The sequence below is a fragment of the Bacillus sp. B19-2 genome (genome assembly GCF_022832475.1).
GTDB lineage: Bacteria > Bacillota > Bacilli > Bacillales > Bacillaceae > Bacillus > Bacillus paralicheniformis.
This window is the reverse complement of record NZ_JALHKQ010000001.1, coordinates 47,563-61,978: the sequence shown is the minus strand read 5'-3', so window position 1 is coordinate 61,978 and position 14,416 is coordinate 47,563. Positions and strand designations below refer to the sequence as shown.

At 46.4% G+C, this 14,416-nt stretch carries 11 protein-coding genes and 1 pseudogene; 4 read left to right on the top strand and 8 right to left on the bottom strand.

Going from position 1 to position 14,416, the window contains the following annotated elements; all coding sequences use genetic code 11:
• Nucleotides 1-16 precede the first annotated feature (16 nt).
• From MST20_RS00385 to MST20_RS00375, 3 genes are all read right to left on the bottom strand, one after another.
• Nucleotides 17-679 carry an HAD family hydrolase gene (locus MST20_RS00385; RefSeq protein WP_243939285.1) on the bottom strand — a complete coding sequence of 221 codons (663 nt, stop codon included), beginning with the start codon at nt 677-679 and terminating at the stop codon, nt 17-19.
• 138 nt (nt 680-817) lie between these two features.
• Nucleotides 818-1,222 (bottom strand): CBS domain-containing protein, encoded by a 405-nt coding sequence (locus MST20_RS00380; protein WP_373368040.1) that lies wholly within the window; start codon nt 1,220-1,222, stop codon nt 818-820.
• Nucleotides 1,223-1,412: 190 nt separating this feature from the next.
• Nucleotides 1,413-1,781: a YhcU family protein gene (locus MST20_RS00375; RefSeq protein ID WP_020450698.1), complete on the bottom strand. Its 369-nt coding sequence runs from the start codon at nt 1,779-1,781 to the stop codon at nt 1,413-1,415.
• Nucleotides 1,782-1,893: 112 nt separating this feature from the next.
• Here MST20_RS00375 and MST20_RS00370 point away from each other — a divergent pair, with 112 nt between their 5' ends.
• Complete coding sequence (locus MST20_RS00370) at nt 1,894-2,811, top strand: RluA family pseudouridine synthase (RefSeq protein ID WP_243939283.1); 918 nt, start codon at nt 1,894-1,896, stop codon at nt 2,809-2,811.
• A 30-nt stretch (nt 2,812-2,841) separates the two neighbouring features.
• Here the strand turns inward: MST20_RS00370 and MST20_RS00365 are convergent, their stop codons facing one another.
• From MST20_RS00365 to MST20_RS00355, 3 genes and pseudogenes are all read right to left on the bottom strand, one after another.
• On the bottom strand, nt 2,842-3,426 hold the full coding sequence (locus MST20_RS00365) for a class D sortase (RefSeq protein WP_243939282.1): 585 nt from the start codon (nt 3,424-3,426) through the stop codon (nt 2,842-2,844).
• Nucleotides 3,423-7,039: pseudogene (locus tag MST20_RS00360) on the bottom strand (DUF6359 domain-containing protein). Before MST20_RS00360 ends, MST20_RS00365 begins: the two are co-directional and overlap by 4 nt.
• A 112-nt stretch (nt 7,040-7,151) precedes the next feature.
• Nucleotides 7,152-9,173 carry an ATP-binding protein gene (locus MST20_RS00355; protein WP_243939281.1) on the bottom strand — a complete coding sequence of 674 codons (2,022 nt, stop codon included), beginning with the start codon at nt 9,171-9,173 and terminating at the stop codon, nt 7,152-7,154.
• 687 nt (nt 9,174-9,860) lie between these two features.
• Between MST20_RS00355 and MST20_RS00350 the strand changes: the two genes are divergently transcribed.
• On the top strand, nt 9,861-10,508 hold the full coding sequence (locus tag MST20_RS00350) for a spore coat protein (RefSeq protein ID WP_020450692.1): 648 nt from the start codon (nt 9,861-9,863) through the stop codon (nt 10,506-10,508).
• Here MST20_RS00350 and MST20_RS00345 read toward each other — a convergent pair.
• Together MST20_RS00345 and MST20_RS00340 are read right to left on the bottom strand one after the other, a co-directional pair.
• Nucleotides 10,498-11,397, bottom strand: coding sequence for a hypothetical protein (locus MST20_RS00345; RefSeq protein ID WP_243939280.1), 900 nt, complete (start codon nt 11,395-11,397; stop codon nt 10,498-10,500). The genes MST20_RS00350 and MST20_RS00345 overlap by 11 nt on opposite strands.
• Before the next feature lie 116 nt (nt 11,398-11,513).
• Complete coding sequence (locus MST20_RS00340; protein ID WP_243939279.1) at nt 11,514-12,068, bottom strand: YhcN/YlaJ family sporulation lipoprotein; 555 nt, start codon at nt 12,066-12,068, stop codon at nt 11,514-11,516.
• Nucleotides 12,069-12,213: 145 nt separating this feature from the next.
• Here MST20_RS00340 and MST20_RS00335 point away from each other — a divergent pair, with 145 nt between their 5' ends.
• On the top strand, nt 12,214-14,013 hold the full coding sequence (locus MST20_RS00335) for a S9 family peptidase (RefSeq protein WP_243939277.1): 1,800 nt from the start codon (nt 12,214-12,216) through the stop codon (nt 14,011-14,013).
• A 47-nt stretch (nt 14,014-14,060) separates the two neighbouring features.
• Nucleotides 14,061-14,402, top strand: a complete 342-nt coding sequence (locus MST20_RS00330; protein WP_243939275.1) for a hypothetical protein — start codon at nt 14,061-14,063, stop codon at nt 14,400-14,402.
• Nucleotides 14,403-14,416: the final 14 nt, after the last annotated feature.

Here is a 14,416-nt window from a genome sequence, read left to right as displayed (position 1 = left end):
TCCTCCTCTGCCTTCTTTATGATGGGTCGGAAATTTTTTCGATCAGCTGTTCCAGCTCGATTTCCGCCATTGATTCCAAACGGTGGTCATAATGCTCGAACAGCAGGCTTTTCGTTACTTTATTCGGTACAATGACACATTTCATTCCGGCTCTTTTCGCGGCGATTGATCCGTTGACAGAATCTTCGAACGCAATGCACTCTTCAGGCTTCACACCGAGACATTCCGCCGCTTTTAAATAGAGTTCCGGGTTCGGTTTGACTTCCTCAACATCATCGGCCGTTCTGATGCACTCGAAATCATCGTACAGGCCGATTTGTTTCAAATGCTGAGACACCCATTTATAATCCGAGCTTGACGCCAGGCCGATTTTTAAACCGAGCTCTTTCGCCGCGGACAAATAAGCTTCCACACCGGGACGCGCTTTTTCGCTTTCCATTCTTTTCGTAAAACGCTCTTGCCTCAATTTCGTCAATTGCTCATGGTCCAGCTTTTTTTGCAGCTGTTCCTCCAAATAAGAGAACGGCCGGAATCCGGCGGCCGTGCCGATGACATTTCCCCAAACCGACATTGGCAGCTCTGAGCCGTGCTCTTCAAAAATTTCCTGGAGCACTTCATATTCGCGCGTTTCTGTATCTAAAATAAGACCGTCAAAATCAAATATCACTGCTTTAATCATCGCGCTTTAGCCCAACTCCTTTTGACTGTTTGCACCATTCATTGTATCCTTCTTGCCGCCCCTTGAAAAGAGAAGACACTAAAAACCGGTATGTATAAATGAAGAAGAGCCTGCTGTAAGAGGCAAGCTCTTCCGTTCTTACTGAGTCCGTGCCGGAGTGGAAATGTTCGTAAGCGCCTGTCCGGCAGATTCATTGGACATTTCGTTTACCGCCAGATCCCCGAGCGCCAAAATCCCGACTAAATGGTTGTTTTCGACGATCGGCAGACGGCGGATTTGACTCTGAGCCATCATCTGTGATGCTTCTTCAAGGCTCATGTTCGGATTCCCTGAAACAACATTTGTTGTCATAACGTTTGAAACAGGTGTCTGCCCATCCTGGCCTTCCGCTGTCGTTCTGAGCGTGATATCACGGTCTGTGATCATTCCTTTTAACACGCCTTGATCTACAACCGGGATCGCCCCTATATTATGGCGGCTCATCAACTCAGCCGCTTCTTGAACCGTTTGATTGGAAGAAATTGTAGCCACTTGTCTAGACATCGCATTGCTGATTGTCGTCAATAGACTGCACCCCTTTCGATTGTTAGTATGTACAGGTCATGCACATGCTAAAATGGAAGTTGGCACCATTTCATTGTGTTTTCCGCTTATTTCTTATATTATCTTTTCATAAAAAGAAGAGCTTTTCCGAAAAACGGAACAAGCTCTATCAGCTCAGACAAACCCGGCTTTACATCAGCATTTTATTGTCGGTATTCACGATATGAAAGTCGGCAGATGTCAGAGGGAAGTACAAACCGCAGTCATTCAGCTTGCGGCAGTTTTTATCGAACAAATCACGGTCTTTCAGCACCCACCGGCGCTTCGCCTTAGTTAATAAGGCATGAATCAATTGCAGGCTTGTCATAATCTGAAACGCTTCATCGAGCGTTCCTTTGTATTCATCCTCTTTCAATTCAAGCACGCCCTGCTTTTTGAGTTCTTTTATTTTTTGTTTATTCAAGTACAATGGAAATATTTGATACAGCTCTGATACAAGCTCTTCTATATAAATTTCTTGTTCTTCAGTTGCTGCCTTTACAATTCGCAAATTGATCACCCTTCATCCCTTGTTCAAATCTCTTCAAACAGAATAGCATACATAAACAATGGGCTGTGAAGGTAAGTGTTTCCTAATGGCTGAACGCTTTTTACAGAAAGGAGCAGTAAAAATGAACCAAAAAAATCACGGCTTAATCTTCAGTGCAGGCAGCCGGCATCACGGCGAACATTTATTTGCATATTTAAAAAGAGAAGCGAAAGCATCGAAGCCTGTCATTCAATACTGGATCGCAAATGAGAAAATTAAAGTGAATCATAAACCCGTGGATCATAACGTTCAGCTTGAGAGCGGAGACAGCGTGATGATCGATCTCAGAGAGGAAGAAGAAAGCGGAATCGTCCCTGAATACGGGGAACTTCCCGTTCTGTTTGAAGATGATCATATGCTCATTGTCAATAAGCCGGCGGGAATGGCAACACATCCGAATGAAGCTGGCCAGACCGGCACGCTGAGCAACCTTGTGGCGTTTTATTTTCAAATGAACGGGGAGGAGCGAAAAGTCCGGCACGTCCACCGTCTTGACAAGGATACGAGCGGCGCTGTCGTTTTTGCAAAGCACCGCCTCGCCCACGCCCTTTTAGACGAACAGCTGCAAATAAAAGAACTGGCGCGTACATATCTAGCCGTAGCGGAAGGGAAATTCAGAAAAAAAACGGGATCCATTTCGGCGCCGATCGGCAGAGACAGGTACCATCCCGTCAGAAGAAGGGTGTCCAATTCCGGACAGCCCGCCGTCACCCATTTTGAATCAAAAGGGTATGACAGCCGGCACGATGTTACACTATGCAGCCTGCGGCTGGAGACAGGCCGAACCCACCAAATACGTGTTCACCTTGCGAGCATCGGTCATCCTTTGTCAGGCGACACTTTATACGGCGGTTCAGAGGGGCTTTTTCCGAGGCAGGCTCTTCACGCGATCGAAATCAATGTCACCCATCCGATCACAAAAGAACGCGTCACTGTCACAGCACCGCTTCCGGATGACTTGAAAGACGAAATCGGACGACTGTTCGGCACGATTGTTTAAACATAAAAAGGCTGTCCATTAAGGACAGCCTTAAAGCGGTTTTGCATACAAAATATAGCGCTCAGGCGCATTTCCGACATAAGAAAACGGATAGCATGTCGTTAACAGCAATTCTTCTTTTTCGTGCTGCAGCGTGATGATGGATGTATCATCTTGATCAACAATTTTCGTGTGTGTGATTTCATATTCGAAGCTTCCGTATGGAAGCTCGATTTTCAGCTTATCTCCGATTTCCAGCTCTCCTGTTCTGCGAAAAACCGTATCCCTGTGCCCCGAAAGAACAATTTGCCCGTTTTGTTTTGGATAATAGCTGTCTTTATAATGACCGACGCCTTTTTCCAAATCATCGGGACTTGTTCCTTCAACGATAGGAAGCTGAGCGCCCAGTCTTGGAATATGGAGGATGCCTGCCGCTTCGCCGTTGGCGGGCTTAAACGATGCAGGCGCTGAGGGGTTCTTTACTGAACGGACAGATTGACTCGATGCAATGGCTTCTTTTGCTTCAGTTAAAGAAATATCGGTCTGTCTGTTCATATCGAATATTTTCCAGCCGCCGTATGCAAAAATGGCAAGCCCCGCCGTCATCAGCAGAAACGATAACATCTTCACTTTCATAGTTTTGCAATACCCCTTTTCCGCATATAAAGAATCGCTCCTAACATAAACGTCAGGAAGCCGTACAAAAGAAAACCGCCGTAAGAAGCCGCCGTATCGGGCAGCTTGTGCTCTTCACGTGTATCTGACAGAAACGCATCATTTGACAGACCGTCCATCTTCTTCTCCGGCGCATCCGCCCCTTCACCGATCGTCACGCCTGCAACAGGAACAGCACCGCTCTTTGACGCATCGCCGGTATCGCCATGAACCGGCTTTTCTCCGCTGTCATTGCCTGGCTTTTCTCCATTGCCCTTATCTCCAGCCGGTTTTTCTTCGTCATTCGGATCAGCTCCGCTTCCGGGCTTTTCTTCATCATCAGGATCAGCTCCGCTTCCGGGTTCTTCTCCCGGACGTGAATCATCTTCTGCTAATTTTTTGATTCGTCCTTCGGCAGCATAAGCGATCGGTTCTTTAAAGCTTTTGACAAACTTTACTGTGGCTTCGATATCTTCCGGCCCTGTGACCGGATTTTTTCCAAGCCGCGAAATCGGCAAATACTTGCTGCCTGAAGCAGATGCCATAAAGTTGTTTACTGTCAGCGTATATGTCCGGTCTAAATCAATCGGCGTTCCGTCCTCAAGAAAAATATCCGCGGTTTTGTTTGTTTTCGGGTCCCACGTGTAGGTAAAGCCGCTGATCGAGTAATCCGGGCCGTATGATGGGGATATTTGCGCGTCTATAATATCGTATAGATCCCTGCCTTTTATTTCAAGCCGGACGAGTACATTGCCGAAGGGCTGGATATTGAACAAGTCTCCCCATGTAATCGTTCCTTTTTTTAAATCTTGACGGATGCCGCCCCCGTTCATTAATGCAAAATCTGAATTCATCGCGCTCCGCATCCCGTCAGCAATCAGATTCCCGAGAGGGGTGTCTCCGTCATTTGAATAGCCTCCTGCCATATCGTGTGCAGCCTCACCGACTTTCTCGCCGATGATCGGCGCAACCATCCGCTCATATTTATCCAGTATCTGACCGACCGCCGGATCCGGCTTGAGCTTTTCCTGATTCACATATTCGATTTCCGCTTTCTTTTGAACGATGTCTTTCGTTTCCCGATCGATTTCAAGGTCGACAACACCGATTGCCTTCCCGTATTCGTATGCTTGAACGATTAAATATCATTGACTTGGCCGTTGACCACTTCATGATTGTGGCCGGCAAAGATGACATCAATCTCAGGATCTGCTTTTTTAGCAAGCTCTGCTGATTCACCGGTCACAACTCCGCCGTCCTGGGAAGCTGTCATATGAGCGAGCACCGCTATCGCCCGGACCCCTTTCGCTTTCAGTTCTTTTGCAGCCTGGTTGACGGCCTTTGTTTCATCTGTAAATTCAATTGAGCGAATTCCTTCGGGCATAACCATATTGGCGGCCGCCTGTGTCACGACGCCGATAAAAGCGACAGGCACTCCTTCAACTTCAATGATTTCATATGGAGGAAGAAAGCTGTCCCCGCTTGTTTTCAACTTGCAATTGGCGCAGACAAGCGGGAAATCCTGTCCGTCATAACCTTTGGTCCCTTTCCCTTCAGGGTGTTCGCCGCCGTTCAACATGCGCAGCAGCTCTTCGGTCCCTTCATCAAACTCGTGGTTCCCGACGGTTCCTATATCAAATCCGATTTCCTCCATGACTTCAACTGTCGGTTCGTCCTGAAGCAGGGAAGAAACCGGCGAGCTTCCGCCGATCATATCGCCTGCGTGAACGATCAGCGTATTTTCCCGCTCGGCTTTTTTCTCTTTAATCAATGCTGCTGCATAATCCATCCTGCCGAATGTTCCATCCGTCCGGCCATCGCCGTTTAGATCGAGCTCATATTGCTGATCGATCTTTCCGTGCAGATCATTCATGCTTAACATGCGCAGTGGAATATTGCCGCTTTGTTCTTTTTTCGAATAGCCTGCAGCTTCCGCTTCTTCAGCCGACGCAAAGAAAATTCGTCTTTCCACCGGAATCTCTCGCCACTTTTCAGGCGCGACATACGTTTTTTCCGCAGAGTCACCGACATGCCGCGTCAGCCCTTTGCCCTGCTCCCTGGCACGAAATTCAAACGGCATTTCGAGGAGCGGATCAGCGGGATTCCAAATGCCGATTTTCTCGTCTTTCGCCTTTTTGACGGCGCTTTGGAACAATTGATAGTCTTCATCACTTCCAACCGGCCAAATGAAATAGGTGACGGCCATCCCCTTTTGGACAAGCTGCAAATTCGTATTGACGCCGTCTTCAGTGATGACTTGGGCAAGCAGGCGACCGTAGCTGTCTTTTGCTTCCTTGCCGACTTTCACGATGACTTTGTCTCCCGGAGCCAATATAGACTGCAAATATTCCTTCGCTTTGTTGCCGTGTTTCAGCTGGTTTTCATCTAATTCATTTTTCGGCTTATGGTAAGTTTCGGCTGTATCAATGTTGACATAGCGGACTTTTGTAGATCCGAGAACCGGCTCTTTTAAGTGGATCGTATCCCCGTCGACAACTCGTTCGACAACGCTTTCGTATTCCCCTTCAGCAGCGGGGGGAGGATGCGCGATGCCGTCTAATTTTCGAAGATCTTCCTGTTTTCTCGGCAGAAGCTGCACCGTATCATAACGGCTTAATATGCCGGTAATTTCGTACCATTGTCCTTGTTCTATCAAACCGGCGGCATTCGTTTGTTCCATCACCCTTAGTGTGAGCGGATGATAGTTTTCATCGATCATCGTGATATTATAGCCGCCGCCTGCCGGCGCATCCGGCTTTGTTTCAATAAAGCCTTTCATCTTGACTAACCGGCCTTCGTATTCAGCTTCCGTTCCCTGATCGAGCACATCTTTAATGGTCAGCGGAACAGGGTCGGGCAGTACCGCTCCTTCTCCGGTTACTTCAATGCCTGACGGTACGGGAACGATTTCTGTCAATCCTTTGTATGTCGTGATCTTCCCAGTGACCGAAACGGACATTCCCTCTTTCAGCTCCGGAAAATCGCCTTGTGCAGCGGAATAGATATTGATTCCCGCCGTTTCGTCCTGAATAAATGTGGAGAGCTTTCCTCCTCCGACAGCCGCCTGATCCGCAGTGACGATTCCTGTGATTTTGACCGTTTCATTTAAAAGCTTGCGCGCTTCAGCTATCGTTTTGATCTCAGGCTTGGCAGGCGGTGCATCGCCTCCGGAAAATGTGATGGATTGAACGGATTTCAAACCGGGGGAATTAAAATATGTAGAGCGTTCGCCTTCGATGATGAGTTTTTTTCCGATGAGATGAGGGTTTGTCTTTAAACCGAACTGGTCTCTGAAAGATGCGGGTATCTGCACGGGGAGTATGTTCTCAGGCGATGTTTCCTCTTTTTTATCAGCGATTGCGATGTTATAATCGTTGGCGAAATTTCCGCTGAAACGATAATGGCCGCTCGAGACAGTGTGCCCGACGACATACCCTTCAACAGCTGCATGCCCTTCGTTGTGCTTAATCGCTTCTTCTACGGTAATCGTTTCCGAAGCTCGCGATACGTCCGCAAACGGCGTCAAAAAAGACGCAATCATCATAAGCGTGATCGTCAAACCAGCTAAAAAACGACACTTTAGAACATTGACCATATATTCGCCTCCCGTTTTTTGCTTCCTGTCAAGTTTATCTGATGATGATAAAGAACATATGATTTTTTTGTAAAATTTTCAAAAAAGAATGAGAACAGGGATGACCGCATTCTCATTCTTTAATCGGAAGCTTCAATTTTACGGTCGTTCCTTTTCCTTCCTCGCTTTCAAAATGAATGCTTCCGCCGTGATTTTCAATAATTTTAAATGTAACCATTAATCCGAGCCCGGTTCCTTTTTCCTTCGTTGTATAAAACGGCTCCCCAAGCTTTTCAAGCACATCTTTTGAGATGCCCTTTCCCTGATCTTCAAAGGTGATGAATACGCTGTCTTTTTCATAGTAGGAACGTATTGTAATAAAGCCTTCAGCATCCTCCATCGCCTCGATCGCATTTTTTAATATGTTGAGGAAAACCTGTTTCAGTTCATTTGAAACAGCGAGAATCTCAGGGAGATCTCCGCTCAGCTGTTTCTCGATTCGCACATTGTTCAGCACGGCCTGCGACTCCAATACCATGCAGACATCTTCAACAATCGAGTTGACCTGAACCGGATCAAATGTAGTCGATTTTGTTTTGGCCAATACGAGAAATTCGTTGATAATCGCTTCAAGCCTGATGAATTCGGACATCATCACTTCCGCATAATCTTTTTGATATTTTTTAGACTGGATCATCAACTGGAGGAACCCTTTCAGAGATGTGAGGGGATTCCGTATTTCATGAGCGATCCCGGCAGCGAGCTGCCCGACCGCTGACAGCATTTCCGATTTCATGAGCATTTTTTCAGATCGCTTTTGGTTCGTAATGTCCTCGGATATCAGCATAACCTGATGCACGTTCCCCGCGCTGTCCTCCACAGGGATAAGGGAGATTTGCTCCCACCTGTCCTGCTGCTCCCCATCCTGGTAATTAAGCTCCCCTGACCATGGTTTCTTATCAAGGACGATCTTCCAGAAGCGATTGAGATCATCACAGTGAAAATGCTTGCGGTAAATGTTAAATACATCGCCGCCGATGAGATCATCCGGATGTTTCTCGAGCATCCGGCAAAAGCGTTTGTTTGCATAAGTGACCGAACCGTCGACCGAAGTGAGCAATATGTTGGCCGGACTTTGATCAATAGCCTGTGAGCTGATATGCAGCGCCTCGTTCGTCATTTTCAATTCAGTGACATTCGTGAACGTGACAACAATGCCTTCAACCTTTTTCCCCGAAGCATAATAAGGGATCATTTTCACGGTATACCAGCCGCCGTTTGGCATTTCGAACTCTTTTACGACCGTCTTGTTTTCATAAAGCGTACGCTTTATGTCATTGGCATACTCCTTATAGTTGAACCTCTCTGTCAGCTTATCGGCAGGCCTTGAAAGGTCCTCCTTTTTCAGGTCGAACATGTTGGCGGCTTCCGGCGTAAATAATTTCAATTTCAATTCCTGATCCAAAAAAACGGCGGCGATGTTCGTGCTGGTCAGCAGATTGTTCAGATCATTTTTAAGGGTGTTGAGCTCATTCACTTTCTTTTCAAACGCCCTGTTTAGCGCCGTTAATTTTTTGTTTTCCTCCTGAAGCTTTTGGTTGGCAGACACCAAAGCGTCATTGGACGCTTCGAGCTCTTTTACCGTCCGGTACAGATGCTGGAGATGAAGCTGGCCGTCTTCTCCGCCGGATACCGGCGCGCGGGCTGCCTCTTCTTTTGCTTTTTCGATAAACAGCACATAAAGCTTGTGATACTGGCGGAAGAAACTTTTTAATGTTAAATGAACAAAGGATAGTTCTCCGCTTAAATAAATCGGAACGTTTTTAAACGACACTTTTTTCTCTTTCTTTGCCCGCTGTAAAGCGGCATTGACCTGCACGGATAAGCTCGCGGGAAAAGCTTGATGGATGTTGCCTTTTGAACTTTTCAAATATTGATCGGCACTTTCTGAGGACGCGACAATTTCTCCCCGGTCATTCAGGATCAGACAAGGAAACATATACTGGTCGATCAAGGAAAGATAAATATCATCCAGCCTATGAAAACCACTCAGTTCATTGATTTTTTTATATACTTCTGTTTGCACCTTCGGATACACAGAATCATTACCAAATAAACCTGACATTTTTCCAACCGTCTCACTTGAGCCCAGCATTACAAAACTCCTCCTTTTCTAAGTGCAAAATCAAAAAGGAAAACACCTTTTTTGCATTTTCATGATGATTGGCAGCTGAAATCATTTACGGAGGGAGAATCCTTTACAGATCGCGCAGGGGCAAAAAAAATTTGCAGGCACCTTCTTTAAATGCCAAAGTTCTTCATGCCGATATCCACCCGGGCATTGCAAATCGATTGTTTTTCAGTCCATATTTAAACAAAGTGCGTGAACACAAGACCGACATCGTCTTTTATTCTTTCTTCCGGCAGCTTTTATTTGAATCCGACCTGTTTCGGCTCATTTGTTTTTTCGGATATCAGACATCCATCCACTCACCGAATTCCTTAACTGCCGGAAGCATGCATGAACATTTCATCACCGCCCGGCAGATATGTGCTCCGTTTACAAAGGTACGAGGGATCTCTAAACCGGTCTTAATTTCCTCTCCTGATCCTCAGTTTTTTTCAGTTTGACGCCAAAATAGCCTCACTTCCACTTTCGACCAATGGGATGATATATTGTCTTGAACATAAGACCCCCATAATATTTTCTCTGAACTAAACTATTCGACGGTTAGAATAAAATCCCTTTAAATCCAGTTTATCGATTATTCCTTTTTTGAATAAACATGACGGCAAAAACGAAATATAATAGTTGAATTACATTTAAGGAGGATACGTTAGAGTGGAACAGCAAAACCAGCCGCAAATGCAAATCAATCAAGGCAATGAAGGAATGCAGCATATGAATCACGGGGGCCACGAAGTGTTTGACATGCATGAAGTGTTGTCCGGTATGATCGGCGTTCTTGAGCAATATATGATGTTCAGAGAGCATGTCAAAGATCCGGAGCTGCTCGATATTTTGGACAGGCAGCACCGATTTATTTCGTCTCAGTACAACATCACAACAGAATGCTTCAGAACAGGGCAAAAGCCGAGCCAGGAAACGGCAACATATATGATGAAAGAGGATCGTCAATTTGTCTACGGGTTAAAAGACGCCCAGCCGAAACAGCCGAAGCAATCCGTGCAGGCGATTGATGACGCCTGTATCAGCAGCTTTATGCTCGGCTTGATGAAAACCAATTGTTCGGCATTGGCCATGGCGGCTCCCGAAGTGACAAACCCTGTCTGCAGAAGGGTTCTCGCAGACCAGATTCCTCACTATATCGAAATGGCTTATGAAATTTTCCTTTATCAGAACAAACACGGATACTATCAAGTTCCTCAGCTTGCACCGCAAGACATGCAGAAGATGACTTCAGCATTCGCCCCGGTGCAAGGTCAGCCGCAAATGCCTCCGAACGGGCAGCAGAGACCTATTCATTGATAATGAAAACGGCACGGAAGGACGAAACCTTCCGTGCCGTTTTTTTCGCTTCATATTTCCGCTTGAATTCTTTTTCAAACCCGGATAACGACTGGCCGACGGCGGCCTTAAATCCGTCTTCAAAACTTCCCCGATCAGCCGTCTCCTCGATGATGTCGAGGATGACCCCCCTTCCTTTTTTCTCCGCGAGCTCTTCGATCAAATAATAACTTTGCAAATAAATATCGGTTTCATATCCAGTGCGGGCTTTTTGCCATTGCCTGTCGGTCTTCAGCTCGCTCAAAGGAACGGCTGACGGCAAAGCCCGGATCTCTATAGTGTCATGAGCAGAAGCCCATTCCGCCACTCCTTCGTGAAACCAGAGCGGGTAAGCTGCCGGGTCGGCTTTCAGTTCTCTCAGCTTGACGTGAAAAGCATAGTGGGTATACTCATGTATCAGCACCCGTTTGTACAGGAAGACGGCGAATCCCTCGCCGCTATTCAGATGCTTTCTCTCCTCGGGCAAAAGTCCGATCATCCGCATATCATTTGAGTAAAATCCGGTGATATCCTTTAATTTTGAAAATGACTCCATATCATCGCGGTTTGAAAAAAAGATCAAATCAACGCTGTCTTGAAGAGGGCTGGCAAACAGTTCCCGATTCATGTCAGCGGCATCCCGAAGCGTCTCCTTTGTCAGCTCCAGAATCGCCCTATCTTCTTCAGCGTAATAAATGCTGACACTTTCATATTTAACCATTTCCAGCGATTCTTTCAGTTTTTCTTTTTTCCCCGAAAGAACAGCCGCCTCAGGGCTCTTTTGGCTGAACACGACAAAAACGGCCAATAACAAAGCGGATAGAGTGCCCGCCATAATTAAAATAAAGGCTGCTTTCATCTCTCCCGTCACATGTCTTCCCTCCGTCCGCGATGTGCTTCTCTGTATTACACACTATGCGGAAAGGGTCAGAAAGTGGCCTGTATGAAAAACAGCCAACAAAAAAAGCCGCTCATTGCGGCTTTTCATTATCTTTGATTCGGGAAAATTCTGTTGATCGTTTCACCAAATTCTTCAAAAATCCCTTCGATCGGTTCACCATTTTGGATTCTGTCGCCATAGTTTCTCATCCGGTCAACAAAGTCAGGGTTTGCCGAAACGAACACATTGTTGATGTTATTGTCTGCTTCTTTAACCTTTTTCGAGATTTTCCCTTTCAGCTCATTCGTCACGTTGCCCTTCGGATTGCCTTTCAAAACGACCGCCACATAAGCGTTGCGGTTTGTCGTAATGACGTTTGCACTACTGACTTCTTTCAGTTCCGCCACTTTGTCTGCGGCTTTATCCGCCACTCTCATATTATTATTGTTCCGGTTGCGGTTGTCTGTCACATTCATTTGGTCGTTGACGTTTCTGCCGTCATTGACATTCGTGCGGTCGTTGTCTCTGTTTGTTACATTTTGAAGCGCATTGTCCTGGTTGCGCCGGTTGTTATCCGCCCCCTGGTTTGCCATGCCGCATCCGGCTGTGAACAACAGCGGAAGGAGCAAAGCAGCAATCGCGCTTTTTTTCATATTGAACATTAATATTGCCTCCTTTAATGATTGACGTATAGGTTTTTTCTTTTTCGTGTTATTTATTTGTCTAAAGGATATTTTTTATACGCGACTTTTGTTATGATCTTATTGAATGTAAAAATACCCAAATAAATCCGGAGGTGTATATGAAATGGAAAAAGCAAAAAGCATTTTGCATGTGCTGCGCATTAAAGACTTTGCGGTCCATCCCGATGAGACGCAGCTTGTTTTTGATACAAACCTCAACGGAACATCAAACCTGTGGGCGATGGATCTTCCCGAGACATACCCGTACCAGCTGTCATTCTTGAATCAGGATGCAAAAGGAATCGCCTACAATCCCGACGGCTCTATTCTCTATGCCGGTTTTGACCATGACGGAAACGAACAAAGCGGACTGTACAATCTTTCTTCAAAAAACGGGTCGTTCCATTCATTAAACGGAAATCAAACAGACCGCCACTTCGAGCCCGTCCCTGTCCAAAACGCCGTTTACTACTCCTCTACAAAGGACAATCCGACATTTTTAAATACATACAGATACGATTGTCTCACTGAAAAAGAAGAGTTTATTTTTGAAGGAAAAGACGGAACTTCAATGCTGGCTGATGTAAGCCCGGGCGAGAAAGCCGTCAGCATCCATGTCTACTATGTCAACAGCCACACTGTCTGCATGATCCATACAGCTGAAGGCGTGACGACAGGAATCGTCCCCGATGAGACGCTGCCTCATATCGTTTATTCTTCCCACTTTGCATCTGATGATCGGTTATTCGTCACGACAAACTACGAAGCCGAGTTCTCATACCTTGCCTTGTACACCGTTTCATCAGGTATTTTTGCGCCGGTGTTTTCGATGGACAAAACTGATTTAACAGCCATCCACGCTGATCCGAGTGGAACTTTCCTTTATCTGATTGGAAAAAAAGGCGTCAAAGATGTGATGTATGAGTACAACACAGCAACAGGAGAAAGCCGGCAGATCGATTGCCCTTGCACATCCATTTCGAAAATACACTGCGCCTCTTCGGGCGCGCTGTACATTCTCGGCTCGACGCCGACCAGGCCGGCTAATCTCTATGTATTAACGAAAGGACAGGCGACGAAATGGCGGCAATTAACGAAACATTCGGTTCCGGGTTTCTCCGAACAGGAGCTGTCATATCCGGAAGTTGTGACATATCCTTCTTTTGACGGTCTTGCAATAGAGGGGCTGCTGTTTAAGCCCCTCCCAGAAGAAGCGAACGGCTGGACGATTATTTGGCCGCACGGCGGACCGCAAGATGCAGAAACCTTTATGTTCTACGATATCTTTCAACTCGCTGCGAAAATGGGCTACCAGTTATTCGCCCCTAATTTCAGGGGATCTGCGAATTACGGCTATTCCTTCTTTAAAATGGTTGAACAAGATTGGGGAGACGGACCGCGCCTCGATATGACCGCGGGCATCGACTGGCTTATCGATCAAAAGCTTGCGGACCGCGAAAAACTTTTTTTAATGGGCGGCAGCTACGGAGGATATATGTCGCTATTGCTTCACGGGAGACATCCAGAGTATTTCCGCGCCGTCGTCGATATATGCGGAGTCAGCAATCTGTTTTCGTTTGTCAAATCCGTACCGGATTTCTGGCAGCCGATGATGGAAAAATGGGTCGGCAATCCGGAGCGGGATTATGAAAAAATGAAAGCCGATTCTCCTGTTACATACCTGGAGAGTATGACTCAGCCGATGCTGATCATCCAAGGCGCAAATGATCCGCGCGTCGTAAAGGAAGAGTCCGATCAAGTCGTCGATCGGTTGAAGGACATGGGGCGGAAAATCGAGTATCTTGTTTTGGAAAATGAAGGGCACGGTTTTTCTAAGAAAGAAAATAAAGTGAAAGCCTACCGTAAAATTTTCGAATTTTTAGAAAAACACCGCTTATATCTCACGGCACAGCTTGAAGAATAAAACCGATTCGGACTGGGGATGGTATACGTAAAAAGGAGGTAGACCCTTTGTTTAGAAGAAGATCAGGCATCCATCCCGCTGTATTGGTTTTAGGATCAGCTGCATTAACCGCGGCTTTTTCTCCCGAAATCCGCAAAAGATTGACAGGCATGTTCGCGAAGGGCATGGGAGGACGGCAGCAAGGTAACGGCCACAACCAGATGATGATGAATCCGGCTGACATGATCAAACAGGCTTTCAATCCCGGAGGACAATCACAGGAACATCACCAGTCAGGCCATGCGGCAAACGACCAGCATCAATCAAGCCATATGACTGCCCCGGTTAATGTCATGAACGATGAGACTGCAAATCAGACGATGTTCGATAACGATCAAAGCTATTCATAAAAAAACGGCCCGCA

What these genes read in the sequence shown, in the direction of transcription:
- MST20_RS00385 (WP_243939285.1), bottom strand. Translation starts at nt 679, where the DNA reads ATGATTAAAGCAGTGATATTTGATTTTGACGGTCTTATTTTAGATACA.
- MST20_RS00380 (WP_373368040.1), bottom strand. Translation starts at nt 1,222, where the DNA reads ATGTCTAGACAAGTGGCTACAATTTCTTCCAATCAAACGGTTCAAGAA.
- MST20_RS00370 (WP_243939283.1), top strand. Translation starts at nt 1,894, where the DNA reads ATGAACCAAAAAAATCACGGCTTAATCTTCAGTGCAGGCAGCCGGCAT.
- MST20_RS00365 (WP_243939282.1), bottom strand. Translation starts at nt 3,426, where the DNA reads ATGAAAGTGAAGATGTTATCGTTTCTGCTGATGACGGCGGGGCTTGCC.
- MST20_RS00355 (WP_243939281.1), bottom strand. Translation starts at nt 9,173, where the DNA reads ATGCTGGGCTCAAGTGAGACGGTTGGAAAAATGTCAGGTTTATTTGGT.
- MST20_RS00340 (WP_243939279.1), bottom strand. Translation starts at nt 12,068, where the DNA reads ATGTTCAATATGAAAAAAAGCGCGATTGCTGCTTTGCTCCTTCCGCTG.
- MST20_RS00335 (WP_243939277.1), top strand. Translation starts at nt 12,214, where the DNA reads ATGGAAAAAGCAAAAAGCATTTTGCATGTGCTGCGCATTAAAGACTTT.